This window comes from Streptomyces sp. AC627_RSS907 (assembly GCF_019049165.1).
In genome coordinates, this window is record NZ_JAGMUE010000049.1 from 1 (window position 1) to 24,466 (window position 24,466).

The 24,466-nt window shown below is 75.0% G+C and carries 21 protein-coding genes; 5 read left to right on the forward strand and 16 right to left on the reverse strand.

Annotation, left to right across the window (positions count from 1 at the left end):
* From KUM32_RS13255 to KUM32_RS13300, 10 genes are all read right to left on the reverse strand, one after another.
* Positions 1-1,051 (reverse strand): glycosyltransferase family 9 protein (locus KUM32_RS13255; RefSeq protein WP_374227506.1); only part of this gene is annotated, 1,051 nt, incomplete at its 3' end.
* 407 nt (positions 1,052-1,458) lie between these two features.
* Positions 1,459-2,829, reverse strand: coding sequence for a D-glycero-beta-D-manno-heptose 1-phosphate adenylyltransferase (gene rfaE2 / locus KUM32_RS13260; protein ID WP_217142055.1), 1,371 nt, complete (start codon positions 2,827-2,829; stop codon positions 1,459-1,461).
* Positions 2,822-3,520 (reverse strand): SIS domain-containing protein, encoded by a 699-nt coding sequence (locus KUM32_RS13265; RefSeq protein ID WP_254405496.1) that lies wholly within the window; start codon positions 3,518-3,520, stop codon positions 2,822-2,824. Before KUM32_RS13265 ends, rfaE2 begins: the two co-directional genes overlap by 8 nt.
* Positions 3,520-4,737 carry a glycosyltransferase family 1 protein gene (locus KUM32_RS13270; RefSeq protein ID WP_217142056.1) on the reverse strand — a complete coding sequence of 406 codons (1,218 nt, stop codon included), beginning with the start codon at positions 4,735-4,737 and terminating at the stop codon, positions 3,520-3,522. The genes KUM32_RS13265 and KUM32_RS13270 overlap by 1 nt, the downstream gene beginning before the upstream one ends.
* Complete coding sequence (locus tag KUM32_RS13275; protein WP_217142057.1) at positions 4,734-5,684, reverse strand: glycosyltransferase; 951 nt, start codon at positions 5,682-5,684, stop codon at positions 4,734-4,736. The genes KUM32_RS13270 and KUM32_RS13275 overlap by 4 nt, the downstream gene beginning before the upstream one ends.
* Positions 5,681-6,670, reverse strand: coding sequence for a glycosyltransferase family 9 protein (locus KUM32_RS13280; protein ID WP_217142058.1), 990 nt, complete (start codon positions 6,668-6,670; stop codon positions 5,681-5,683). Before KUM32_RS13280 ends, KUM32_RS13275 begins: the two co-directional genes overlap by 4 nt.
* Positions 6,667-7,572, reverse strand: coding sequence for an HAD-IIIA family hydrolase (locus tag KUM32_RS45255; protein ID WP_374227507.1), 906 nt, complete (start codon positions 7,570-7,572; stop codon positions 6,667-6,669). Before KUM32_RS45255 ends, KUM32_RS13280 begins: the two co-directional genes overlap by 4 nt.
* Positions 7,569-8,603 (reverse strand): glycosyltransferase, encoded by a 1,035-nt coding sequence (locus KUM32_RS13290; RefSeq protein ID WP_217142059.1) that lies wholly within the window; start codon positions 8,601-8,603, stop codon positions 7,569-7,571. The genes KUM32_RS45255 and KUM32_RS13290 overlap by 4 nt, the downstream gene beginning before the upstream one ends.
* A complete protein-coding gene (locus tag KUM32_RS13295) occupies positions 8,600-10,240 on the reverse strand; it encodes a carbamoyltransferase C-terminal domain-containing protein (RefSeq protein WP_217142060.1) in 1,641 nt (546 codons plus the stop codon). Before KUM32_RS13295 ends, KUM32_RS13290 begins: the two co-directional genes overlap by 4 nt.
* A gap of 143 nt (positions 10,241-10,383) precedes the next feature.
* Entirely contained in the window at positions 10,384-11,376 is a 993-nt protein-coding gene (locus tag KUM32_RS13300) for an NAD-dependent epimerase/dehydratase family protein (protein WP_217142061.1), read from the reverse strand.
* Positions 11,377-11,504: 128 nt separating this feature from the next.
* On the opposite strand from KUM32_RS13300, the gene KUM32_RS13305 reads away from it, so the two are divergent.
* The 3 genes from KUM32_RS13305 (at position 11,505) to KUM32_RS13315 (ending at position 13,782) form a co-directional block, all read left to right on the forward strand.
* The gene (locus KUM32_RS13305) at positions 11,505-12,290 is read left to right on the forward strand and encodes a polysaccharide deacetylase family protein (RefSeq protein WP_217142062.1); all 786 of its coding nucleotides are present in this window, start codon (positions 11,505-11,507) and stop codon (positions 12,288-12,290) included.
* Between the two features lie 87 nt (positions 12,291-12,377).
* On the forward strand, positions 12,378-12,818 hold the full coding sequence (locus KUM32_RS13310; RefSeq protein ID WP_217142063.1) for an SRPBCC family protein: 441 nt from the start codon (positions 12,378-12,380) through the stop codon (positions 12,816-12,818).
* A gap of 85 nt (positions 12,819-12,903) precedes the next feature.
* A complete protein-coding gene (locus KUM32_RS13315) occupies positions 12,904-13,782 on the forward strand; it encodes an endonuclease/exonuclease/phosphatase family protein (protein WP_217142064.1) in 879 nt (292 codons plus the stop codon).
* Here the strand turns inward: KUM32_RS13315 and KUM32_RS13320 are convergent.
* From KUM32_RS13320 to KUM32_RS13340, 5 genes are all read right to left on the reverse strand, one after another.
* Complete coding sequence (locus KUM32_RS13320) at positions 13,779-14,942, reverse strand: XdhC family protein (RefSeq protein WP_217142065.1); 1,164 nt, start codon at positions 14,940-14,942, stop codon at positions 13,779-13,781. The genes KUM32_RS13315 and KUM32_RS13320 overlap by 4 nt on opposite strands.
* Positions 14,943-14,994: 52 nt before the next feature.
* On the reverse strand, positions 14,995-16,452 hold the full coding sequence (locus KUM32_RS13325) for an NCS2 family permease (protein ID WP_217142066.1): 1,458 nt from the start codon (positions 16,450-16,452) through the stop codon (positions 14,995-14,997).
* Between the two features lie 297 nt (positions 16,453-16,749).
* A complete protein-coding gene (locus KUM32_RS13330; RefSeq protein ID WP_217142067.1) occupies positions 16,750-19,134 on the reverse strand; it encodes a xanthine dehydrogenase family protein molybdopterin-binding subunit in 2,385 nt (794 codons plus the stop codon).
* A 2-nt stretch (positions 19,135-19,136) separates the two neighbouring features.
* On the reverse strand, positions 19,137-19,727 hold the full coding sequence (locus KUM32_RS13335) for a (2Fe-2S)-binding protein (protein WP_217142068.1): 591 nt from the start codon (positions 19,725-19,727) through the stop codon (positions 19,137-19,139).
* Positions 19,727-20,617: a xanthine dehydrogenase family protein subunit M gene (locus KUM32_RS13340; protein WP_217142069.1), complete on the reverse strand. Its 891-nt coding sequence runs from the start codon at positions 20,615-20,617 to the stop codon at positions 19,727-19,729. Before KUM32_RS13340 ends, KUM32_RS13335 begins: the two co-directional genes overlap by 1 nt.
* 293 nt (positions 20,618-20,910) lie before the next feature.
* On the opposite strand from KUM32_RS13340, the gene KUM32_RS13345 reads away from it, so the two are divergent.
* Together KUM32_RS13345 and KUM32_RS13350 are read left to right on the forward strand one after the other, a co-directional pair.
* Positions 20,911-22,620, forward strand: coding sequence for a PucR family transcriptional regulator ligand-binding domain-containing protein (locus tag KUM32_RS13345; RefSeq protein WP_217142070.1), 1,710 nt, complete (start codon positions 20,911-20,913; stop codon positions 22,618-22,620).
* Between the two features lie 175 nt (positions 22,621-22,795).
* Positions 22,796-23,584 (forward strand): hypothetical protein, encoded by a 789-nt coding sequence (locus KUM32_RS13350; protein WP_217142071.1) that lies wholly within the window; start codon positions 22,796-22,798, stop codon positions 23,582-23,584.
* A 222-nt stretch (positions 23,585-23,806) separates the two neighbouring features.
* On the opposite strand, the gene KUM32_RS13355 is transcribed toward KUM32_RS13350, so the two are convergent.
* Positions 23,807-24,448: a hypothetical protein gene (locus KUM32_RS13355; RefSeq protein ID WP_217142072.1), complete on the reverse strand. Its 642-nt coding sequence runs from the start codon at positions 24,446-24,448 to the stop codon at positions 23,807-23,809.
* Positions 24,449-24,466 lie beyond the last annotated feature (18 nt).

Consider the following 24,466-nt stretch of genomic DNA (forward strand, 5'->3'; position numbering starts at 1 on the left):
GGGCCGGCGGGCCCCAGCGGCTGGGCGGGACCGGGCCGAAGAGGGTGACGGACGGGGTGGCGTGGGCGACGGCGAGGTGGGCGATGCCGGTGTCGCCGCTGACGACGGCGTGGGCGTCGGCCACCAGGGCGGAGAGCCGGTCGTGGGGCAGTCCGCCGCCGAACACGTCCGTGTCGGGCAGGTGGGCGAGTTTCGCCAGCCTGGCCACCAGGTCCCCTTCGTCCGCTCCCCCGGTGACGACGACCCGGTGCCCCCGGGCGCGCAGTGCCTCGGCGACGGCCGCGTACCGTTCCACCGGCCAGCAGCGGGAGGGGGTGCCGGCGCCGGGGTGCAGCACGACGGCGCCGGGGGCCGGGGAGGGTCCCGGCGGGCGGGGCAGCAGGAGGTCGGTGGGGTCGGCGTCGATGCCGTACGCCCGCAGCAGCCTGCACCACCGGTCGCGTTCGTGCTCCTGCGCGTACCAGGGCGGTCCGTCCACCTCCGGTGTCTGCGGGTGCGCGAACGCCAGCAGCTTCAGCGGGCGCAGGCGCATCAGCAGGCGGTGGCTGGGGGGTCCGTTGCCGTGCAGGTCGACGGCGACGTCGGGGGGCGGCCCGGTCCAGTCGAGGGTGCGCGGGACGGCACGGCCGGGCTCGGCGGCGGGCAGCACCCGGTCCACGGCGCCGCTCGCCGCGGCCACGGGCGCCAGTTCCACGGGGGCGGCCAGCACCAGTTCGTGCCCGGGGTACGCACGGCGCAGCGCACGGAGCGCGGGCACCCCGGCGAGCAGGTCCCCGAGCCCGAGGGCCCGCAGAACGAGCAGCCGGGGACGCGCCGGGCCGCCGCCCTCGCGCCCCGGCCCGCCGTCCGCCCCCGGCTCCGCGCCGGTGTACGCCTCGCGCACGCCGGCGGAGTGCGCCATCCCGGCCGACGGCGGATGGACGGGATCCCCCGTCACCGGCCCACCCGCCGACCCCGGAACCGCCGAGCACCGCGCCCCACCACGGCGGCCGTCGGCCCCCGGACGCTCCGCCTCCCCGGCCCCCGCACCACCGGCGTCCGACGCGGCCACTCGACCTGCCTGCGCACCACCGGCGTCCGCCGCGGCCCCCCGACCTGCCTGCGCCCCACCCCGCGCCGTCCGGGCCGCCGGCGGACGCGCGGCATCCCCCGTCACCGGCCCACCGGCCGACGCCAAGGACGCCCCGCCATCCGCCGACGGGCCGACGGCGTGCCGGGAAGACACCGCACCACCGTCACCGGCACCCGGCACGGCCACCCGGCCCACCTCCGGCCGGCCACCCGCCGTCCCGCCCGACGGAGGACGCGCAGAACCTGCCGTCACCGGGGACGCCGCGCCGCCCGTCGACACGACGGCGGCGTACGGTGGCGACACGACGGCGGCGTACGGTGGCGACACGACGGCGGCGTGCGGTGGCGACGGGACTCGGCTCCTCCGTGTCGTCGAGGTGTGCGCGGTCATCGCACCCTCGCCGCCGCGCGGGCCATCAGGGCCGTGGAGGAGCGGCCGTCCAGGTAGGGCAGGAGGACCGCCTGGCCGCCCCACTCCTGGAGGAGGGTGGCCTCGGGGAGGTCGGCGCCCGCGTAGTCGCCGCCCTTGACCCAGACGTCGGGGCGCAGATCGCCGAGGAGGCGTTCGGGCGTGTCCTCGTCGAAGACCGCGACGGCGTCGACGCAGGCGAGGGCGCGCAGCACGCGGACCCGGTCGGCGAGGGGGTTGACGGGGCGGCCGTCGCCCTTGCGGCGCCGTACGGAGGCGTCGGAGTTGACGCAGACCACCAGGCAGTCGCCGAGCCGCCGGGCGGCCTGGAGGAGGCCCACGTGTCCGGCGTGCAGCAGGTCGAAGCAGCCGCCGGCGGCGACGACGGTGCCGTGCTGGGCGCGGACCCGGTCGGCGAGGGCGTGCGGGTCGTCCGCGTCGGGTGACCGGGCCGGCGCCGGGCCGGGGCCCGCGGGCGGCAGGGCCCCCGCTCCCCCGCCGGCGACGAACGCGGACGCGGCGCTCACCGCGCCCTCGACGGCCTCCCCCACCAGCGCCCCGTCGGCGAGGAGCCCGGCGGCGGTGGCGGCGAACCGGTCACCCGCGCCGCAGGAGTCGCCGTGGTGGGCGGCGGGGGCGGGGACGAGCAGCGGATGTTCGCCGTACGACAGCAGCGCGCCGCGCGAGCCGAGGGTCACCGCCACCGCGGCCGCCCGCCAGTCGCGCACGAGGGCGGCGGCGTCGAGCGCGGCGGCGCGCAGACCGCCGCCCGAGTGACCGTCGCGCGGGGCGAAACCGTGCGCCTCCTTCTCGGCGGGCGTCACCAGCCGGGTGCCGGGCACGGGCGGTCCCCCGCGCGGGTGCGGGTCCCAGACCAGCGGCGGGTGCTCGGCCAGCACGTCGCGCAGGGCGTCCGCGGCGCCGCGTCCGTAGTCGGAGACCAGGACGGCGCGGGCGGAGCGCAGCGCGGCGCGGGCCTCGTCCGTGGCCTCGCGGGCCCGGCCGGCGCCCCGGTCGAGGCGGACGACCGGCCGGTCCTGCGCCAGGACGCGGGTCTTCTCGGGCAGTGGTCCGGTGAGGGGAAGGGGGATCAGCGTCAGCCAGGGCGCGAGCAGTGCGCGCAGGGCCTCGCTCGCCGGGTCGTCGCCCGCGCCCGTGATCAGCGTGACCTCGCGGCCGTCGCGGGCGGCGAGATACGCGGCGAGCGCGGCGCCGCCCGGTCGTACGCGCTCGGCGCACTCCGCGACGACCGGTACCGGCGCGTCGGGCGCGAGCCGTTCGGCGGAGCCGGTGAGGTCGCGGTCCAGCAGGGCGTCACCGACCACGACCAGGGGTGTCCTGTCAGCCATGCGTCCCGTCACCTCCGCGTTCCCCGCCCCGCACGCCCCGTACGCCCCGTACGCCGTGTGCACCGTCGATTCCGTCTACGCCGTCTACGCCGTGTATGCCGCGTGCCCCCCGGGCGGCGCCCCGTTCCAGGGCCGCGTCGAAGGCCGCGCAGATCATGTGGACGGCGACCAGGTGGATCTCCTGGATGGTGGCCGTCGAGGGGGCCTCGACGCACAGGGACTCGTCGCTGCCCGCCATGAGGGGGTTGGGCGCGCAGCCGGTCAGCGCCCACACCCGCACCCCGGCGGCCCGTGCGGCGTCCGCGGCGGACAGCAGGTTGGCGCTGGCGCCGCTGGTGGAGAGCAGCATCAGGACGTCGCCCTCGCGGCCGTGGGCGCGCACCTGGCGGGCGAACACCTCGTCGACGCCGTAGTCGTTGGCGATGGCGGTGGTGGAGGAGGTGTCGGCGTGCAGCGCGATCGCGGAGAACGGCGGCCGGTCGTCGCGGTAGCGGCCGACGATCTCGGCGGTCAGGTGCTGGGCCTGGGCGGCGCTGCCGCCGTTGCCCGCGGCCAGCAGCCGGCCGCCGCCGCTCAGGACGGCCGCGAGCCGGTCGCCCCAGCGCTGGGTGATGTGCGCGGAGGCCCGGAAGGCCCCCAGCGCGTCCTGGAGTTCGTCGCAGTGCAGGGCGACGGGCGGGTGCACGGTCATCACGCCACCTCCTTCGACAGTGCGTGGTCGGCGAGGGTCAGGCGGTAGACCTGTTCCGCGCCGTCGGCGACGCGCGCCCAGGTGTAGTGCCGCAGGACGCGTTCGCGGCCGTTCCTGCCGTACTGGCGGCGCAGCCGTTCGTCGGCGAGGAGTTCGCGGGCCGCGTCCGCGATGGCCTCGGGGTCCTGCGGTGCGACCAGGCGGCCGGTGATCCCGTCGGCCACGGAGTCGCGGTGACCGCCGACGTCGGTGGCGAGGACGGGAACGGCGCACGCCATCGCCTCCAGGGGCACGATGCCGAACGGCTCGTACACCGGGGTGCACAGCACCAGGTCGGCGCTGCGGAGCAGGGCGGGCATGTCGTCCGGGTCGACCGCGCCGAGCAGCCGGACCCGGTCGGCGACGCCGACGCGGTCGGCGAGGCCGGTCAGGCGCCGGGCCTCGGGGTCGGCGTCCAGGCCGCCGGCCGGCGGGCCGCCCGCGATGAGGAGTTCGGTGTCGGGGACGCGGGCCAGGGCGCGGATGGCCTGGTCGTAGCCCTTGCGGGGCACGAGCCGTCCGCAGGCGAGCAGCCGGTGCCGTCGGTGGCGCTCGGGGGTGCGGCCGGTGTCGGCGGCGGGGTGGAAGTGCTCGGCGTCCACGCCGCAGGGCACCACGGACACCTGGCGGGGCGGGACGCCCATGTCGCCGAGTTCCACGACCTCGTCGGTGCAGGTGGCCAGGACCCGCTCGCAGGCGCGGCCGAGCTGCCGTTCGATGCCGACGCGCTCGTACGGACTGGTGTCCCGCATGCCCTGGTGGCGCCGCTTGACGGTGCCCAGGGCGTGGAAGGTCTGCACGAGGGGGATGCCGTGCGGCCGTGCCCCGATCTGTGAGGCCATGCCGGACATCCAGAAGTGGGCGTGCACCACGTCGGGCCGCTCCCGGGCCCAGGCGCGGGCCAGGTGGGCGCCGAAGGCGGGCATGTGCGGGAAGAGTTCGTCCTTGGGGACGGACCGGGCCGGGCCGGCCGGCACGTGCTCGACGACCGCGCCGCCGGGCAGCGGCACCCGGTCGGGCAGGTCGAGGGCGTCCCGGCGGGTGTAGACCGTGACGTCGTGGCCACGCCCCGCCAATTCCTCGGTGAGGCGGGCCACGTAGACGTTCTGTCCACCGGCGTCGACCCCGCCGAGCGCGGCGAGGGGGCTCGCGTGCTCGGACACCATGGCAATCCTCATCGGGTCACCTCCTTCAGCAGCCGCTCCCAGTCGTCCAGGAAGCGGGACAGCCCGTAGCGGGACAGGGCCGCCGCGCGGGCCCCGTCGCCGACCGTCCGCGCGTGGAGCGGGTCGGCGAGGAAGTCGCGTACGGCGTCGGTCAGTACGTCGATGCGGTTGGAGACCACTCCGGCGCCCGGGGGCACGGCCTCGGTCACCTCGGTGGTGGCGAGCGCGACCACGGGCATGCCGAGGTGCATGGCCTCCAGCAGGGACAGGCCGAGGGAGGTCCAGCGGACGGGGTGGACGTAGACGCGGCGGCGGGCCAGCGCGGTGTGCAGGTCGCTCTGGACGACGTCCTGGGTGCGGCAGCGGCCGGGGTCGACGCCGATGTGCTCGGCGAGGTTCCCGGTGCGCATGCCGAACACGTCGAGCGGGGCGGCGCGGGCGAACGCGGGCAGGAGGTCCGTCCCGGTCGTACGTCCGCGCCGGACGGGGTCGTTGACCACGACGGCCGCCCGTTCCAGCTCTCCGGTCCAGCGGTGGCCCGGGTCGACGATGCCGTGCTCGACGACGGTCGTGGGCGTGCGGCCCGCGTCCCACATCAGCCGGTTGAAGTGGGTGACGTGGACGAGGGTGACGCCGGGGATGCCGGCGGCGGGGTGGCGGGTGCGGGGCACGTCGCCGTCGGGGGCGTTGTGCTCCAGGTACACCAGTGGCGGGCGGCGGCCCAGCCACTCGTCGACCAGGGCGAGTTCGTGCGGTCGCTGGAGGATCACGAGGTCGATGTCCTCGTCCCGCAGCTTCTCCGGCGGTACTTCGACGACGGAGTCCGGCCAGTCCCAGGTGCGGGCGCGGCCGAGGCCGTCGGGTCCGCGGTCCGGGGTGACGGGGACGAGGTAGGTGTGCGGGCCCTGCACGAAGGCCGTGGTCCACGACCCGTGCACGTGCCAGATGAGGATCCTCATGCCTCCCCCAGGAGTTTCTCGACGGCGGCGGCCACGTCGGCGGCCGTGACGGTGTTCAGGCAGGGGTGGCCGGGGACGGGGCAGTCCCGGGCCCTGGTGTCCGCGCAGGGCGCGTTCTGGTCGCCGAGCAGGACGTACGGGACGCCGTAGGGCCGCCAGCGCTCGGCGGGCACGACCGGGGCGAACAGGGACACGACCGGGGTGCCGACGGCGGCGGCGAGGTGGGCGGGCGCGGTGTTGCCGGTGACGACGACGCCGGCGCCCGCGAGGACGCCGGAGAGCTCCGGGGCCTCGGTGCGGCCGCCCAGGTCGGTGCCGTACCGGCCGGCGACGTACGCGGTGAGGTCGCGTTCGTCGGGACCGCCGGTGACCAGCACGCGGTGTCCGGCGGCGGCCAGTTCGCGCACGGCCTCGGCGCCGCGCTCGGGGCTCCAGGCGCGGGCGGGGACGCTGGCGCCGGGGTGGAGCACGACGTAGGGGCCGGGGCCGGTGAGGTGGTCGGCACGGGGCGGGGTGCGCACGCGGAGCCGTCCGTCGTCGGGCCGGGGGAACCCGGCCGCCTCGGCGAGGTCGAGCGCGGCCTCCGCCTCGTGGGCGTGCGGGGCGCGCCGGTGGCGCAGGTCGAGCAGGGAACCGGGGTAGTCCACGCTGTCCGCGGCGATGTGCCGGACACCGGCGAGGCGCAGCACCAGGGCGGTGGGCAGCGGGGACTGGTGGAAGGAGGTGAGGATCAGCGCCGTGTCGGCGTCGATCCGGTCCACGAGCCGGTCGATGTCCTCGCGGCGGACGTCGGGCGGCTGGAACCCGCCCCACGGCGCGTCCCACACCAGCACCTCGTCCACGCCGGGCAGGAGGCGCGCGGCGGGGGCGCCGCGCGATCCGCACAGCAGCGTGACGTGGTCGGCGCGGGCGGCGACGGCGCGCACGGCGGGCCCGGCGAGCAGCACGTCGCCGAAGCTGTCGAGCCGGGTGACGAGCGCCTTCATCGTGGCCTCCCGCGCGAGTCGGCGACGGAGGGGGTCCGGGCCGCCCCGGGGACGGGGGCGGCCGGACCGGTACCGGCGGCGGACCGTCCGGCGTCGCGGGCGTCCGGAGCCGGCGGTCGTCCCGGCCCCGGGCCGACGGCGGACCCGTCCCCGTCGGCGGCGGGCCTGTCCCCGCCGGCAGCGGACCCGTCCTCGTCGGCGGCGGGCCTGTCCCCGTCGGCAGCGGACCCGTCCCCGTCGGCGGCGGGCCCGCTCGCGCCCGGTCCGCGGGCGGTCCGGCCCCGGCCGCGGACGTCCGTGGCACCCGGCCGGCCCGGCTCGTGCCTCCCGGGTCCGTACGCCGTCCCGGCGCGGTGCGCGTCCGCCGGGGCCCGGTCGTCCGGGGGGTCGTCGAGGAGCATGCGTACGGCGGTCAGGAGGTCCGGGGCGACACGGGCCGCGGCGGCCGTCTCCTCCGGTCGGGTCCGCGCGTTGGGGACGAGGATGCCGTGGGCGCCCGCCCGTTCAGCGGCCTCCGTGTCGGCGCCAATGTCACCGATCACGACGCAGTCGGCGGGGTCGGTGCAGACGCGCCCGGCCGCCCACAGGACGAGGCCCGGCAGGGGCTTGCGGCAGTGGCAGCCGTCGTCGGGTCCGTGCGGGCAGACCGCCCAGACGTCGAAGGGGCCGACGAGGTCGTCGATCCGCCGGTTGACGCGGCGGACGTCGGCGTCGCTGATCAGGCCGCGGGCGACTCCCGACTGGTTGGTGACGACACCGACGCGGATGCCGTGCTCCCGCAGCATCGCGACCGCCTCGCGGGCGCCGTCGACGGGCCGCACCCGCGCGGGGTCCCCGTTGTAGGGGACGTCGTGCACGAGGGTGCCGTCGCGATCGAAGAGCACGGCCTTGACGGGGCTCATGCGGCCACCTCCCGCCAGGCGGGGGCACCGCGGTGCCGCCACAGTCCGCTCAGCCGGTGCCAGGTCGCGGCGGGCGGGATGAGCGCGCTGGTGACCAGCATGGTCGTGACCTCGTCGCGGGTGCGCGGTCCCGGGGCGATACGGGCCCAGGCGAACTCGGCGGTGCCCGCGGCCCAGCCGAGCCCGGCGACCGCGGCGGCGCGGGGCCGGCCGGTGGCGGCGAGGACGAGGGCGGCGGCGCCGGCGGCGGTGATCGCCGCGTGCCGCCGGATACGGCCCTTGGGGGCCACCGCCTTGGCCCACCAGTCGGAGCCGTGCAGGTGCCGCATCAGCGCGTCGTCGGCGTTGCCGCGCTGCTGCTTCAGGGACACCCAGCGGGAGGCGGGGCGCACGGGGTGGCGGGTGGTGCGGCGGCCCCGCCGGATGCGCCAGCCCGCGCCGAGGACCCGCAGGGCGAGGTCGGCGTCCTCGCGGAAGGCGCGGGTGAAGCGTTCGTCGAAGCCGCCGACCTGCTTGAGCACGTCGGTGCGGTAGGCCATGTCGGCGGTGATCCACTGGGCCCGCGCGAGACCGGCGGTGCCGCGCTCCCAGTCGGTGGGGCGGCGCTCGCCGGGCAGCGGCACGGCGATCACGCCCTGCACGGCCCCGGTGTCGGGCGCCGCCTCGGCGAGGTCCTGGACCAGTTGGTCGCACCAGTGCGGGCCGACCTGGACGTCGTCGTCGAGGAAGGCGGTCCAGGGCGAGGTGACCGCACGGATGCCGGTGTTGCGGGCGGCGGCCGGCCCGCGGCCCCCGCTGCGCAGCACCACCGTGCGCTCGCGCAGGTCACCGAGGACGCTCAGCGGATGCTCCAGGGCGTCGGGGTCGGCGTCGGCTCCGGGCCGGTCGTCGACGATGACGATCTCGTCGGGGCCGGGCCCGGTCGCGGCGGCCAGCGCGGCCAGGCAGTCGGCCAGCGTGTCGCGTACGAGGGTGGGGACGACGACGGCGTAGCCCGCCCTGGGCACGCCGTTCACCGGGGCGCCGCTCATGCGAACGCCCTCCCCCGGCGCACCGCGAACGGACCGATGGCCAGCAGGTCCACGGGCGCGGAGCCGAAGCACTCCAGCGCGTCGCGCGGGTCGTCGACCATGGGCCGGCCGGCGGTGTTGAGGCTGGTGTTGACGACGACCGGCAGCCCGGTGCGCCGTTCGAAGGCGGCCAGCATCCGCGCGACGAGCGGTTCACGGCGCTCCTCGACGGTCTGGATGCGGGCGGTGCCGTCGACGTGGACGACGGCCGGGACGCGGTCGCGCCAGGCGGGGGCGACGTCGTGCACGAAGAGCATGTACGGGCTGGGTATCGGCCCGGTGAAGATGTCGGCGGCGCGGTCGGCCAGCACCATGGGGGCGACGGGGCGGAACTCCTCGCGGCCCTTGACGTGGTTGAGCCGCTCCAGGTTCTCCGCGCGGCCCGGGTGGGCCAGCAGGGAGCGGTGCCCGAGGGCGCGCGGCCCGAACTCGCTGCGGCCCTGGAACCAGGCGACGACGCCGTCCCGGGCCAGTTCCTCGGCGACCGTCTCGGCGATGTCGTCCGGCTCCTCGTAGGGGATCGCGGCCGTCTCCAGCCAGGCGCGGATCTCGTCGTCGCTCCAGCCCCGGCCCAGGTCGGCGCCGGGCATGGGCTCGGGGGCGGTGCCCTCCTGGGCGGCGGCCACGTGCAGGGCGCCGCCGAGGGCCGTGCCCGCGTCGCCGGCGGCGGGCTGCACCCACACGTGCCGGTACGGGCCGCGGGCGGCGATCTTCGAGTTGGCGACGCAGTTCAGCGCGACGCCGCCCGCCATGGTCAGGGCCTGTCCCCCGGCCTCGCGGTGCAGCCAGTGGACGAGTTCGAGGAGCAGTTCCTCCAGCACCGCCTGGGTGCTGGCGGCCAGGTCGGCGTGGTCCCGCGTCCAGTCCTCGCCCTCGGCGCGGGCCGGGGCGAGGGCCGCCCAGTCGACGCCGTGGGCGCGGAAGCCGCCGTCGCCGGTGGCGTGGACGTGCTCACGCAGCCGGTCCAGGTGGCGGGGGGTGCCGTAGGAGGCGAGGGCCATCACCTTGTACTCGTCGCTGCTGCGCAGGAAGCCGAGGTGCTCGGTCAGTTCCTCGTAGACCAGGCCGAGCGAGTGCGGCAGCGCCTGGGTGGCGAGCGTGTCGAGCTTGCCGTCGCGGTAGCGGCCGGCCAGGTGGGAGGCGCACTCGCCGCGTCCGTCGAGGACGAGGACGTCGTTGTCGGGGTGTGGTGAGGCCGGTCCGGCGGAGGCGGCGTGCGCCACGTGGTGCGGGACGAAGACGACCTGGTCGGGGTCGAGGCCGGGCAGCGCCTCGGCGAGGAACTCGGGCGCCCGGCGGGCGTACTCCAGCCGCAGCGGGTCCCAGGGGTCGTCCAGTCCCATGTCACGGGCGGGCCGGGCGAGCCGGGGGTCGAAGGAGTAGGCGACGGCGTCCAGTTCCCCGGGCCGCACCCCCGCGTGCTCCAGGCACCATCGCGCCGACAGCTCCGGCGTCTCCCACGCGGAGAAGGGCACCGGGCGCTTGCCGTGCTTGCGGCGGCTGAAGCGTTCCTCCTCGGCGGCGGCAACGGTCCGGCCGTCGACGACGAGGGCGGCGGCCGGGTCGTGGAACAGGGCGTTGATACCAAGGATGCGCATGGGGAGTGCTCCTCTCTCGGCTCGCGGGTGCCGCGGGGAAGCTGCCTCAAACACTTGGAGACAACTCACTTCCGGACAAGAGCCGACATGTCACTCCATGTAGCCATCCGAGGTGGTGCTCCGGCGGCGTCCGTGGGCGTGGGTCACGCGGCCACGGAGTGCGCGAACCATCCGATGGTCCGCTCCAGCCCCTCGCTCCAGCCGACCCGCGGCCGCCAGCCGAGCCGCTCCCGGGCCAGGGTGGTGTCGGGCCTGCGCCGGCCGGGGTCGTCGACGGGACGGTCGACGAAGCGGATGCGGGACCCCGAGCCGGTGAGCTCCACGACGCGGCGGGCCAGTTCCAGCATGGTGATCTCGTCGATGCCGCCGATGTTCATCGGGCCGGTCTCGCCGGAGGCGGCGAGGGCGAGCACGCCTTCGACGGTGTCGTCGACGTAGCACAGCGACCGGGTCTGGCCGCCGTCTCCGGCGACGGTGAGCGGCATGCCGTCGAGGGCCTGGGCGATGAAGGTGGGCACGGCGCGGCCGTCCCCGGTGCGCATGCGCGGGCCGTAGGTGTTGAAGATGCGGACGATGGCGGCGTCGGTGCCGTGCACCTGGCGGTGGGCGGTGACCAGGGCCTCGGCGAAGCGCTTGGACTCGTCGTAGACGCTGCGCGGGCCGATCGGGTTGACGTTGCCCCAGTAGCTCTCGCGCTGCGGGTGTTCCAGCGGGTCGCCGTAGACCTCGGAGGTGGAGGCGAGCAGGAAGCGGGCGCCGTCGGCGCGGGCCCGGTCCAGGGCGTTGCGGGTGCCGGTGCTGCCGACGTCGAGGGTCTCCAGGGGCAGCCGGAGGTAGTCGGCGGGCGAGGCCGGGCAGGCGAAGTGCAGCACCAGGTCGAACCGGCCGGGCAGTCCGCGCAGGGCCGCCGGGTCGGTGGCGTCGGCCCTCACGAAGCGGAAGCCGCGCCGGCGTTCCAGGTCGGCCACGTTGCTCCGGGAGCCGGTGGCCAGGTTGTCGAGGCAGACGACGTCGGTGCCGGCGGCGAGCAGCCGGCCGCACAGGTGGGATCCCACGAATCCCGCTCCGCCGGTCACCAGTGCCCGGCGCCAGGCGCGTCCGCTCACGGGGCTGTCGCCCACGGGGCTCTCGCTCACGGGGTTCTCCTCACTGTCACCGTCACTTGCGTGTCGGCTGAGTAACCCGGCGAAGGTCCCCACTACCTCGAACGTGCATGCGAGGGGGCCCATAAATCGCGTCTATACCTCAAATGTATAGTCCTCGCATGCCTTCGCTGACCAGGAAGATGACAAAAACGGGGATCAGGTTGCGCGCGTCCGCGACGATCGCGGCCGCGGCTTCGCTGGCCCTGGCCCTGAGTGGCTGCACGAAGCTGGAGACGACCGCTCCCAGCTCCGTCCGTGCCGCGGCGGGCGCCCAGGCACGGGCCGGCTTCGGCACCGTCGACTGCCGCAAGGCCAAGTGCATCGCGCTGACCTTCGACGCCGGGCCGAGCGAGCACTCCGCCCGGCTGCTCGACATACTCAAGGAGAAGCAGGCCCCGGCGACGTTCTTCCTGCTCGGCAAGCGGCACATCGACACCTATCCCGAGCTGGTCAAGCGCATGGCCGACGAGGGCCACGAGCTGGCCAACCACACCTGGACGCACAAGATACTCACGGACGCCGAACCGGACGAGATACGTGAGGAGCTGGAACGCCCCAACAAGGAGATAGAGCGCCTGACCGGGCAGCGCCCCACCCTGATGCGCCCGCCGCAGGGCCGCACGGACGACACGGTGCACGAGATCTCCCGCGAGCTGGGCCTGGCGGAGGTGCTGTGGAGCGTGACCGCCAAGGACTACAAGACCAACGACTCCGACCTGATCACGAAGCGGGTCCTGGACCAGTCGTCCCGGGACGGCATCATCCTGCTGCACGACCTCTACGACGGCACCGTGCCCGCCGTGCCCGGGATCGTCGACGCGCTCAAGTCGCGGGGCTACGTCTTCGTCACGGTGTCCCAGCTGCTCGCCCCCGGCAAGGCCGAGCCGGGCAAGGTCTACCGCTAGGGCCCGCCGTTCGGATCGCGCCGGCGCCGCGGAGCGGGGCGCGCGCCACCGGTCGGTTCCCGGTCCGCGATTCCCTACGATCGTGGCGTGGCCGTCTTCTCGCTCGAACGCACCGCTCCGATCCCGCCGGACGAGGCCTGGCGCCGGCTCACCCGGTGGCAGCGCCACGGTGACGCGGTGCCGCTGACCCGGGTCGACGTCGTGACGCCCCCGCCCACCGGCCGGGGCACGGTGATCGTGGCCCGCACGGGGGCAGGTCCGCTCGCCTTCGCCGACACGATGGAGGTGACCGTCTGGCAGCCACCGCTGGACGACACCCCCGGCCGGTGCCGGCTGGAGAAGCGCGGCCGGCTGGTCCGGGGCTGGGCCGAGATCGAGGTCCGTCCGGGCCCCGGCGGCCGGGCCCGCGTCCTGTGGCACGAGGAACTGAGCGTCCGTCTCCTCCCGTCCCCTCTCGACCGCGTTCTCGGCCGCGCGGGACGGTACGTCTTCGGCCGCGCGGTCAACCACCTCCTGCGCCGCCCGTGAACGACGGATTGCCGACGAGGTACACGTCGCGGACGGGACGGCGCCGTACGCCTCGCGACGGACGTTTCCCGCGTACCGTGCCGGCATGTCTGTGAGAGCGCGCACCTTCATGCAACTGTCCGTCGCCGGTGCCGTGTTGGGCCTGGCCGTGGCGGCGCCGCCCGCCACCGCGGCCCGGGGGCCCTCGGTGCCGCTGCGCGTCGCCACCTACAACATCCACGCCGGAACCGGGTCGGACGGCGTCTTCGACCTCGACCGGCAGGCCGCCGCGCTGCGCGCCCTCGACGCGGACGTGATCGGCCTCCAGGAGGTCGACGTGCACTGGGGACCGCGCAGTCAGGGGCTCGACGTCGCCCGGGAGCTGGCGCGGCGCCTCGGGATGCGGATGTCGTTCGCGCCGATCTACAGCCTCGACCCCGCCGAGGCGGGGAGCCCGCGCCGCGAGTACGGCGTGGCGGTGCTGTCCCGCTTCCCGATCCGCTCCGCGGCGAACCACGAGATCACGCGCCTGTCCACGCAGGACGAGAACCCGGTGCCCGCACCCGCGCCCGGGTTCGGCGAGGTGACGCTCAAGGTGCGCGGAGTGCCGGTGCAGGTGTTCGTGACACACCTCGACTACCGGTCGGACCCGGCGGTCCGGGTGGCGCAGGTCGCCGACACCCGGCGGATCATGGCGCGGGAGCGGGCGGCCCGGCCCGGGGCGCGGCAGGTACTGCTCGGTGACTTCAACGCCGAGCCCTCGGCACCCGAACTCCAGCCTCTGTGGGCGGAGTTGCGCGACGCCGGAGCGGGTACCGGCGGCACGTTCCCGGCCGCGGCACCCGTGAAACGGATCGACTACGTGGCCGTGGGCCAGGGCGTGCGGGTGCACCGCGCCTCGGTGCCGGAGGAGGCCGTGGCCTCGGACCACCGGCCGGTGGTCGCGGACGTCTCCCTGTCCGGAAGGGGGTCGGGCCGGGGCTAGGTGTATTGCCCTGTGAGGTTGGGGACGCGGCCGGCCGGGGCCGGCGGCCCGTCGTGGTGGATCGGGGTGTGGGCGCCGGTCAGGGAGGCTCCCGTGCCGCCCCGGCGGGCCGCGACGATCTCGGCCGCGATGGACAAGGCCGTCTCCTCCGGCGTGCGGGCGCCGAGGTCCAGGCCGATGGGCGACCTGAGGCGGCTCAGCTCCAGGTCGCTGACGCCGGCCTCGCGCAGGCGCGCGTCGCGGTCCAGGTGGGTGCGGCGCGAGCCCATCGCGCCGACGTACGCGACCGGCAGGCGCAGGGCGAGCTCGAGGAGCGGTACGTCGAACTTGGCGTCGTGGGTCAGGACGCACAGCACCGTACGGGCGTCCACGGTGGTACGCGCCAGGTACTCGTGCGGCCACTCCACGACGATCTCGTCCGCCTCCGGGAAGCGGGCCTTCGTCGCGAAGACGGGGCGCGCGTCGCACACCGTCACGTGGTGGCCGAGGAACTTGCCGACGCGGACCAGCGCCGCCGCGAAGTCGACGGCACCGAAGACGATCATGCGGGGTGGCGGGACCGAGGACTCGACCAGCAGGGTGAGCGGTGCTCCGCAGCGCGAACCCCGCTCTCCGATCTCCAGGGTGCCCGTGCGTCCGGCGTCCAGGAAGGCGCCCGCCTCGGCGGCCACCGTGCGGTCCAGTTCGGGGTGGGCGCCGAAGCCGCCGGTGCGGGAGCCGTCCGGGCGGACGACGAGCACGCGCCCGGCCAGCTCCGCCGGCCCGCGCACGATCCGCGCCACCGCCGCCGGCTCGCCTCGTGCGGCGGCGGCGAGCGCGGCGGCGAGGACCGGGCGGGCGGGGTCGTCCGCCCGTACCGGTGTGACGAGGATGTCGATGACGCCGCCGCAGGTCAGGCCGACGGCGAAGGCGTCCTCGTCGCTGTAGCCGAAGCGCTCCAGGACGGTTTCGCCGTCCTGGAGCGCCTGCCGGCACAGCTCGTACACGGCCCCTTCCACACAGCCGCCGGACACCGAGCCGATCGCCGTGCCCCCGGCGTCCACCGCGAGGGCGGCGCCGGGCCGGCGGGGCGCGCTGCCGCTGACGGCCACGACGGTGGCGACGGCCACGTCACGTCCCTGCTCGACCCACCGGTGCAGCTCTTCGGCGATGTCCAGCATCTGTCGGTCTCCTTACACAGCGGTGATACGGAAGGGGTTCCCGCGGCGGCGGCTAGTGCACGCCCAGCCAGCTCTCGATCGGGTTGAGGGCGAAGTAGACGAGGAAGACCGCCGTCAGGGCCCACATGAACGCGCCGGTCTCCCGGGCCTTGCCCTGGGCCGCCTTGATGGCGACGTGGGAGATGACGCCGGCGGCGACACCCGCCGTGATGGAGTACGTGAACGGCATCAGGACGACGGTCAGGAAGACCGGGATCGCGGTGGCCCGGTCGACCCAGTCCACGTGCCGGGCGTTCGTCATCATCATCGCTCCGATGACGACCAGCGCGGCGGAGGCGACCTCCTGCGGCACGATCGCGGTGATCGGCGTGAAGAAGAGGCAGGCCGCGAAGAACAGGCCGGTGACGACCGAGGCGAGCCCGGTGCGGGCGCCTTCCCCGACGCCGGTCGCGGACTCGACGAAGACCGTCTGCCCGGAGCCGCCCGCCACACCGCCGATGGCACCGCCCGCGCCGTCGACGAACAGCGCCTTCGACAGACCCGGCATCCGGCCCTTGTCGTCGGCGAGCTTCGCCTCCGTGCCGACGCCGATGATGGTGGCCATCGCGTCGAAGAACCCGGCCAGCACCAGCGTGAAGACGATCATGCCGACCGTCATCGCGCCCACCTCGCCCCAGCCGCCGAACTCCAGGTCGCCGAAGAGCGAGAAGTCGGGCATGGAGACGGCGCTGCCGTGCAGCTCCGGAGCGCCGTTGGCCCACTGCTCGGGGTCGATGACCCCGGTGGCGTTCAGCAGGGAGGCGACGATCGTGCCGGCGATGATGCCGATCAGGATCGCGCCGGGGGTGCCGCGCGCCTGGAGCATGAAGACCAGGAGCAGGGTGCCCGCGAAGAGCAGGACGGGCCAGCCCGCGAGTTCACCGGCGGGGCCGAGGGTGAGCGGGGTCGCCTCGCCCTGGTGGACGAAACCCCCCTTCACCAGGCCGATGATGGCGATGAACAGGCCGATGCCCATGGTGATGCCGTGCTTGAGGGCGAGCGGGATCGCGTTCATGATCATCTCGCGGAGCCCGGTGACCACCAGCAGCATGATCACCACCCCGTACATCACGCACATGCCCATCGCCTGCGGCCAGGTCATCTGGGGCACGACCTGGCCGGCGATCACCCCGGACACCGAGAGACCGGCGGCCAGGGCGAGCGGCACCTTGCCGACGAACCCCATCAGGAGCGTGGTGACCGCCGCGGCGAGTGCCGTCGCCGTGATCAGGGCCTTCTGGCCCAGGGTGTCCCCCGCGGCGTCCTTGCCGGACAGGATGACGGGGTTGAGCAGGACGATGTACGCCATCGCCATGAAGGTGGTGGTGCCGCCGCGCACCTCGCGCGCGACCGTGGATCCTCGGTGGGTGATGTGGAAGTACCGGTCGAGCCAGGACCGGCCGGCGGGGACGCGGGAACCCGCGCCCGCGTCCTCGGCGGTGGTCTCGGGCTCCACTGACTGCTGGGTCATGGGGCCGTCTCTCCCAAGGTTCAAAGGGGCACCCGTGTCGACCGCCGGGGCGGCCGCGGGTTTTGGGATGTGTACGACCCGGGGGACGGCCCGAGGCGGACGCGGGGGTGGTGGAACGTCGGGGCCCGCGAGCGGTGCGGGACCCGGGGTGCGCTCCGGGCGGCGCGGAGTGCGTGGCGTTCCGTGCGCCGCCCGGAGGGCCAGGGTGTGCCGTCCGGATCCTGCCGGGGCCGCGCGGCCTGGTGCGCGGGACCGCGGCGTTGCCGGAGTCGGCCTGGTCCGGACGACACCCCCTGGTCATGCCGTGCCGGTCAGGTGCTCCGGCCGTACCGGCGTGCGGTCGAGCGTCAGCCCGGTCGCGTTCCGGATGGCCGCGAGGACCGCCGGTGTCGACGACAGGGTGGGTGCCTCGCCGATGCCGCGCAGCCCGTACGGGGCGTGTTCGTCGGCGAGTTCGAGCACGTCGACCGGGATGGTCGGCGTGTCGAGGATGGTGGGGAGCAGGTAGTCCGTGAAGGAGGGGTTCTGGACCTTCGCCGTCTTCGGGTCGACGACGATCTCCTCCATGACGGCGATGCCCAGCCCCTGGGTGGTGCCGCCCTGGATCTGCCCGACGACGGAGAGCGGGTTGAGCGCCTTGCCGACGTCCTGCGCGCAGGCCAGTTCGACGACCTTGACCAGGCCCAGCTCGGTGTCGACCTCGACGACGGCGCGGTGCGCGGCGAAGGAGTACTGGACGTGGCCGTTGCCCTGGCCGGTGCGCAGGTCGAAGGCCTCGGTCGGCCGGTGCCGCCACTCCTCCTCGGCCTCGACGGCCTCGTCCCCGAGGACGTCCACCAGGTCGGAGAGGACCTCGCCGCCGTCGGTGACGACCTTGCCGCCCTCCAGGAGGAGTTCGGCCGTCGCCCATGCCGGGTGGTGGGAGCCGAACTTGCGGCGCCCGATCTCCAGGACCTTCTCGCGCACCAGCTCGCAGGCGTTCTTCACGGCGCCGCCGGTGACGTACGTCTGCCGGGAGGCCGAGGTGGAGCCGGCCGAGCCCACCTGGGTGTCCGCCGGGTGGATGGTGACCTGCGTGACACCCAGCTCGGTGCGGGCGATCTGCGCGTGGACGGTGACGCCGCCCTGGCCGACCTCCGCCATGGCGGTGTGCACGGTGGCCACGGGCTCGCCGCCGACGACCTCCATGCGGACCCTGGCGGTGGAGTAGTCGTCGAAGCCCTCGGAGAAGCCGACGTTCTTGATGCCGACCGCGTACCCGACCCCGCGGACGACTCCCTCGCCGTGCGTGGTGTTGGACAGGCCGCCGGGCAGCTGCCGTACGTCGGCGCCCTCGCTGGACTCCCACTGGCGCTCGGGCGGCATGGGCATCGCCTTGACGCGGCGCAGGAGTTCGGCGACCGGTGCCGGGGAGTCGACGGGCTGGCCGGTGGGCATGATCGTGCCCTGCTCCATGGCGTTGATCCGGCGGAACTCCACCGGGTCCATGCCGAGTTCCGCCGCCACCTTGTCCATCTGCGCCTCGTAGGCGAAGCACGCCTGGACCGCGCCGAAGCCGCGCATCGCCCCGCAGGGCGGGTTGTTGGAGTAGAGGGCGATGGCCTCGATGTCCACGTCGTCGACCACGTACGGGCCGACGGCGAGCGAGGAGGCGTTGCCGACGACCGCCGGGGAGGCGGAGGCGTAGGCGCCGCCGTCCAGGACGATCCGGCACTTCAGGTGGGTGAGCCTGCCGTCCTTGGTGGCGCCGTGCTCGTAGTGCAGCCGGGCCGGGTGGCGGTGGACGTGGCCGAAGAAGGACTCGAAGCGGTTGTAGACGATCTTCACCGGCTTGCCGGTGCGCAGGGCCAGCAGGCAGGCGTGGATCTGCATCGACAGGTCCTCGCGCCCGCCGAACGCGCCGCCGACGCCGGAGAGCGTCATGCGCACCTTGTCCTCGGGCAGGCCGAGCACGGGCGCGATCTGGCGCAGGTCGGAGTGGAGCCACTGGGTGGCGATGTACAGGTCGACGCCGCCGTCCTCGGCCGGCACCGCGAGGCCGGACTCGGGGCCGAGGAAGGCCTGGTCCTGCATGCCGAAGTAGTAGTCGCCCTTGACGATGACGTCCGCGCGCCCGGCGGCCTCGTCCGCGTCGCCGCGGACGATCGGCTGGCGGTGGACGATGTTCGGGTGCGGGACGTGGGCGATGTGGTGGTCGGCGCGGTTCTCGTGGACGAGGATCGCGTCGGGGGCGGTCGCGGAGGCCTCGTCGGTGATGACGGGCAGCTCCCGGTACTCCACCTTGATCTTGGCGGCGGCGCGGCGCGCGGTCTCGGGGTGGTCGGCGGCGACGATGGCGACCGGCTCGCCGTGGTGGCGGACCTTGCCGTGGGCGAGGACCGGGGTGTCCCGGATCTCCAGGCCGTAGGTGCGCACCTCGGTGGGCAGGTCGTCGTAGGTCATGACGGCGTACACGCCCGGTGTCGCCAGCGCCTCGCCGGTGTCGATGGAGACGATCTCGGCGTGCGCGACCGGGGAGCGCAGGATCTGGCCCCAGAGCATGTCCTCGTGCCACATGTCGGACGAGTACGCGAACTCACCGGTGACCTTCAGGGTGCCGTCCGGGCGGAGCGTGGACTCGCCGATGCCGCCCTTGGTCCGGGAGCCCTGGGTGATTCTGGTGGGTGCGCCGTTGGCTGCCATGCTCAGACCCCCTCGGACTGGCGGGCGGCCGCCAGGCGGACCGCGTCCATGATCTTCTCGTAGCCCGTGCAGCGGCACAGGTTGCCCGACAGGGCCTCGCGGATGTCCGCGTCGCTCGGGTTCGGGTTGCGCTCCAGCATCTCGTCGGCGGCGACCAGCAGGCCCGGCGTGCAGAAGCCGCACTGGACGGCGCCGGCGTCGATGAACGCCTGCTGGACGGGGGCGAGTTCGGCGCCCTCGCCGGTCTGCGAGTCGGCGCCCCCGGGCTGTCGTCCCGTGGCCCGCCGCCCCTCGGCCTCGTCCGGCGAGGTGCCTGCGCGGGTGCCCGTCCTGCGGGAGCGCTCCCTGGCGAAGTCCGCCAGGCCCTCGACCGTGACGACCTCGCGGCCCTGCGCCTGGCCGGCCGCGACCAGGCAGGCGCACACCGGAACGCCGTCCAGGCGGACCGTGCAGGAGCCGCACTCGCCCTGCTCGCAGGCGTTCTTGGAGCCGGGCAGGCCGAGCCGCTCGCGCAGCACGTACAGCAGGGACTCGCCCTCCCACACGTCGTCGGCTTCCTGCGGACGACCGTTGACAGTGAAGTTGACGCGCATTACGCGGCTCCCTCCGTGGTGTGGCGGGCGCCGCGGTACGACTCCCAGGTCCAGGTGAGCGTCCGGCGGGCCATGACGCCGACCGCGTGGCGGCGGTAGCTCGCGGTGCCCCGGACGTCGTCGATCGGGTTGCAGGCGGCGGAGCACAGCTGGGCGAACTGCTTGACGGCCGACGGGGGGATGATCTTCCCGTTGTCCCAGAAGCCGCCCTCGTCGAGCGCCGCGTTCAGGAACTCCTCGGCGGCCCTGGCGCGGACGGGGGTGGGCGCCGCCGAGCCGATGCCGGTGCGGACCGTGCGGGTCGCGGGGTGCAGGGCGAGGCCGAAGGCGCACACGGCGATGACCATGGCGTTGCGGGTGCCGACCTTCGAGAACTGCTGCGGCCCGTCGGCCTTCTTGACGTGCACGGCGCGGATCAGTTCGTCGGGCGCGAGCGCGTTGCGCTTCACGCCGGTGTAGAAGGCGTCGATCGGGATGCGGCGGGCGCCGCGCACCGACTCGACCTCGACCTCGGCTCCGGCGGCGAGCAGCGCCGGGTGGGCGTCGCCGGCCGGGGAGGCGGTGCCGAGGTTCCCGCCCACGCCGCCGCGGTTGCGGATCTGCGGGGAGGCGACCGTGTGCGAGGCGAGGGCGAGACCCGGCAGCTCGGTGCGCAGGTTCTCCATGATCCTGGTGTAGGGCACGGAGGCGCCGAGCCGTACGGAGTCCTCGCCCGCCTCCCACTCGCCGAGGTCGCCGATGCGGTTCAGGTCCATGAGGTACTCGGGTCGGCGGTGGTCGAAGTTGATCTCGACCATCACGTCGGTGCCACCCGCGATCGGCACAGCGGTGGGGTGCTCGGCCTTCGCGGCGAGCGCCTCCTCCCAGCTGGCGGGGCGAAGGAAGTCCATGACCGGCTCTCTTCTTCGTCTGGAGGGGCGTACAGATTGAGCCAATCCGTGTGCGGCGGGCCCGGCTCGTTCATGTGCTGTTCACGCGCAGTGGGCTCAGTACACCGCCCGTTGCTCCAGCGGGGTCAGTCGCAGAAACCATGAAGGAGTTGGCTGGCCAGGGCAGGCATCTTGTAGATTCGTATGAACGGAGGCCCTCAGGAACCTCCTTGTTTTCCTCTGGTTCCTCCGGACATCGCGCGACACGGCCGCGTGAGCTGGAACACTTCGAGACAAGAACGGCGGCGACGAGAATGCGGCTGCGCGCACTGCTGGACACCGACGCGCTGGGCCTCAAGCTGCTCGGCGGCGCGGACGAGCTGGACCGCTCCGTCCGGGGCGTGATGACCACCGACCTGCGGGACCCCAGCCGCTACCTCTCGGGTGGCGAGCTGGTGCTCACCGGGCTGGCCTGGCGCCGGGACGCCGCCGACTCGGATCCGTTCGTCCGGATCCTCGTCCAGGCCGGGGTGGCCGCGCTCGGCGCCGGCGAGGCGGAGCTGGGGGACGTGCCGGACGACCTGATACAGGCGTGCGCGCGGCACCGTCTGCCGCTGTTCGCGGTGAACGAGTCGGTGGCCTTCGCGACCATCACCGAGCACGTGGTCCGCCAGGTGTCCGGCGAGCGGGCCGGGGACCTCGCGGCCGTGGTGGACCGGCACCGCCGGATGATGACCTCCGGCCCGGCGGGTGGCGGCCCCGACGTGGTCCTGGATCTGCTCGGCTCCGACCTGGACCTGCGGGCGTGGGTGCTCTCCCCGACCGGCCGGCCGGTCGCCGGCCCGAAGTCCGCGGGCCCCGCGCTCTCCGCCGAGGTGTGCGCGAAGCTGGCGGCGGAGCATCTCGCGGCCACCCGCGCGGGCCGGCGTGCGCCGCACCGGGTGCACCTGGGCGGTACGGCGTACAGCCTCTTCCCGGTGCGCGGCTGGGGGCAGCTCCCGGCGGCGGCCGGGGAGGCGCGCGACCCGCGTGCCTCGGGCACCGGACGGGACGTGCGCGAGACGGTGCTGTCCGACTGGCTGCTGGTCGTGGAGGCCGACGCCGGGGACTGGGCCGAGGAGCGGCTGGACCTGCTGTACGGGGTCACCCAGCTGATCGCCGTCGAGCGGGACCGGCGGGACGCGGCGCGCACGGTGCGGCGGCGGCTCGCCCAGGAGGTGCTGGAGCTGGTGCAGACGGGTGCCGCGCCCGCCGAGATCGCCGCCCGGCTGCGGGTCGCGGCGCCGGTGCTGCTGCCCGGGCTCGGCGCGGCCCCGCACTGGCAGGTCGTGGTCGCCCGCGTCGAGTGGGAGGACGACGCGGCGGAGACCGGACCGGTCGCTCAGAGCCTGCTGGAGGAGATCCTCGTCGACCCCCTCGCCACGGGCCCCGACCACTCCGACCGCATCGCGGTGGCGCACACCGGGGGCGAGGCCGTCGCCCTCGTGCCGCTGCCGGCGGTCTCCAGCGAGCACGACGGCTCCGAGACCGGCATCCTCGCGGAGGTGCTGCTGGAGTCCGTACGGGAGCCGCTGTCGGCCGGGCTGGACGGCGACGGACGGGTCACGCTGGGCTTCAGCGCGGCCGTGCACTCGGCGGAGGGGCTGCGGGGCGCCCTGGAGGAGGCCCGCCACGCGCGGCGCGTGGCCGCGGCACGCCCCGGCCGGGTCTGCGCGGCCGGCCACCAGGAACTGGCCTCGCACGTCCTGCTCCTCCCCTTCGTCCCCGACGACGTCCGCCGCGCCTTCACCGCCCGGCTGCTGGACCCGCTGCGGGACTACGACCGCCGCCACCGCGCCGAGCTGATCCCGACGCTGGAGGCCTTCCTCGACTGCGACGGTTCCTGGACGCGCTGCGCGACCCGGCTCCACCTGCACGTCAACACGTTGCGCTACCGGGTCGGGCGGATCGAGCAGCTGACGGGCCGCGACCTGTCGCGCCTGGAGGACAAGCTGGACTTCTTCCTGGCGCTGCGGATGAGCTGAGCCGCGGGGCGCGCGCAGGGCCGCGCGGGAAGCCCGGGGCGGCCCCAAACCTCGGGAGCGCGAAGTCCCACGACTTTGTGAAATTTTTCACCCATCCTCTTGGCCGGGCTGCCGGATCCATGCTGAGATGCGCCCACCACTCGTGAGCTCGACGGCGTGCTAAGGGGAGGGCGACGTGGCGCATTCCGCCATGGCTGGTTCTGGTTGGGGAACGACCGAAGGTGACGATCCGCTCCAGACCGCCGTGTGGCGGTTGCGCTCGCGCGCCTGCTGGGCCGACGCGGCGGCCCTGCTGGAGCCGGTCACCGCGGCGGCCGCGTTGCAGCGGACGGCGCTGCTCGTGGAGCGGTGCCTGTACACCGAGCAGGGCTGGGCGGACGCCGAGGACGCGCTGCGCACCGCCGAGGCGCTGGCCCACAGCGACGACGAGCGCGGGGCCGCCGCCTGTGAACGCGGGCAGCTGGCCTACGCCGCCACCGTGCACCGGGTGCGCGACCGGTCCGACGAGGCGCGGGCCGCGCTGGGCCGGGCGGCGGCGCTGATCCCGCCGGGGGGCAGGGGGCGGGCGCTGCTGGACTTCCGGCGCGGGCTGCTCGCGGAGAACCTGACCCGGTCCCCCCAGGCCGCCCGCGCGGCGTACCGGCGCGCCCACGCCGGGGCCACCGCGCACGCCGATCCGCTGCTCCAGTCCTTCACGTGGCGGCATCTGGCCGGACTCGCCCTGCGGGAAGGGGAGCTGGCCGAGGCACGGCACGGCTTCGCCGAGTCGCTGCGCATCCGCGAGGAGCTGGGTTACCTCGTCGGTACGGCACCGGCGCTGGCGTCGCTCGCCGACGCGGAGTCGGAGCCGGAGGCGTCCCGGCTGCGGGAGGAGGCGCGGCGACTGTTCCGGCTGCTCGGCGGCGTGCCGACGTGGCTGGCCCGGCAACTGGCCCCACCGGCGGCGGGCGCGGCGACGGCGTGACGGCCGGCCGGCGTGACGCCCCCGGGCCGGCACCCCGTCAGCCGGGGCACACCGACGGTCCCACCCCGGCCGCCGTCACGGCGACGTGCTCCACCGCGCCGCCGCGGCGACCCAGCCCGCGTCCCACCCGGCCGGACCGCGACACCACAGCCACCACGGACCCCGCGACCACGACCGCCACGACAGCCGCCACCGAGACACACCGGCCACCCCCGGCCACCGTCACGGCAACCTGCTCCACCGCGCCGCCGCGGCGGCCCAGGCCGCGTCCCACTGGGCGAGGTTGCGGCGGTGGAGCACCAGCCCGGTGATCCCGTGGGCGGCCATACCCATGAGGACGACGCCCAGGAAGGCGAGGATCGCCCAGCCCATCGTGCGGCTGCGGATCTGCTCCGCGGTCAGCGGTGGCTCGGTGATCTCCCCCGTCGAGTCGACCCACACCAGGACGGTGCTGTCCGCGGGCAGCCCCGGCTCGACGTCCGTCTTCCCGGTCCGGGTCTCTCCGCCCGGGCCGGTGAAGCGGACCTCGACCGGGTATCGGGTCTTCTTCGCCTCGTCCGAGCCGGGTTCCGGATGGCGCGGGGCGTCGTGGACGAGGATCGCGGTGCGGTGGTCCCTGGTCCTGGCCTCGTGCTCGGCCGCGCCGCGGTAGTGGCGGTGGGCGGCGTCACCGGCCGCGAACATCGCCGCCGTGGCCGCCGCCGGCACCGCGAGCAGGAGCCCGAGGACGACCCAGGCGTGCAGCCGGTCGGTGCGGCGCCGCAGGGGGTTGCGCCGCCATCGCCAGAACAGCAGGTGGGGGTGGTGCCCACCGGGATCGGGATCGGGGGGCGGTGGCTGTGTTCGCGGTATGTCACCGGCCACGGTGATACTCCTTCCGGG

Coding starts and splice junctions, on each gene's coding strand:
- rfaE2 (WP_217142055.1), bottom strand. CDS start 2,829: ATGGCTGACAGGACACCCCTGGTCGTGGTCGGTGACGCCCTGCTGGAC.
- KUM32_RS13265 (WP_254405496.1), bottom strand. CDS start 3,520: ATGACCGTGCACCCGCCCGTCGCCCTGCACTGCGACGAACTCCAGGAC.
- KUM32_RS13270 (WP_217142056.1), bottom strand. CDS start 4,737: ATGAGGATTGCCATGGTGTCCGAGCACGCGAGCCCCCTCGCCGCGCTC.
- KUM32_RS13275 (WP_217142057.1), bottom strand. CDS start 5,684: ATGAGGATCCTCATCTGGCACGTGCACGGGTCGTGGACCACGGCCTTC.
- KUM32_RS13280 (WP_217142058.1), bottom strand. CDS start 6,670: ATGAAGGCGCTCGTCACCCGGCTCGACAGCTTCGGCGACGTGCTGCTC.
- KUM32_RS45255 (WP_374227507.1), bottom strand. CDS start 7,572: ATGAGCCCCGTCAAGGCCGTGCTCTTCGATCGCGACGGCACCCTCGTG.
- KUM32_RS13290 (WP_217142059.1), bottom strand. CDS start 8,603: ATGAGCGGCGCCCCGGTGAACGGCGTGCCCAGGGCGGGCTACGCCGTC.
- KUM32_RS13295 (WP_217142060.1), bottom strand. CDS start 10,240: ATGCGCATCCTTGGTATCAACGCCCTGTTCCACGACCCGGCCGCCGCC.
- KUM32_RS13305 (WP_217142062.1), top strand. CDS start 11,505: ATGCCTTCGCTGACCAGGAAGATGACAAAAACGGGGATCAGGTTGCGC.
- KUM32_RS13315 (WP_217142064.1), top strand. CDS start 12,904: ATGTCTGTGAGAGCGCGCACCTTCATGCAACTGTCCGTCGCCGGTGCC.
- KUM32_RS13320 (WP_217142065.1), bottom strand. CDS start 14,942: ATGCTGGACATCGCCGAAGAGCTGCACCGGTGGGTCGAGCAGGGACGT.
- KUM32_RS13325 (WP_217142066.1), bottom strand. CDS start 16,452: ATGACCCAGCAGTCAGTGGAGCCCGAGACCACCGCCGAGGACGCGGGC.
- KUM32_RS13330 (WP_217142067.1), bottom strand. CDS start 19,134: ATGGCAGCCAACGGCGCACCCACCAGAATCACCCAGGGCTCCCGGACC.
- KUM32_RS13335 (WP_217142068.1), bottom strand. CDS start 19,727: ATGCGCGTCAACTTCACTGTCAACGGTCGTCCGCAGGAAGCCGACGAC.
- KUM32_RS13340 (WP_217142069.1), bottom strand. CDS start 20,617: ATGGACTTCCTTCGCCCCGCCAGCTGGGAGGAGGCGCTCGCCGCGAAG.
- KUM32_RS13345 (WP_217142070.1), top strand. CDS start 20,911: ATGCGGCTGCGCGCACTGCTGGACACCGACGCGCTGGGCCTCAAGCTG.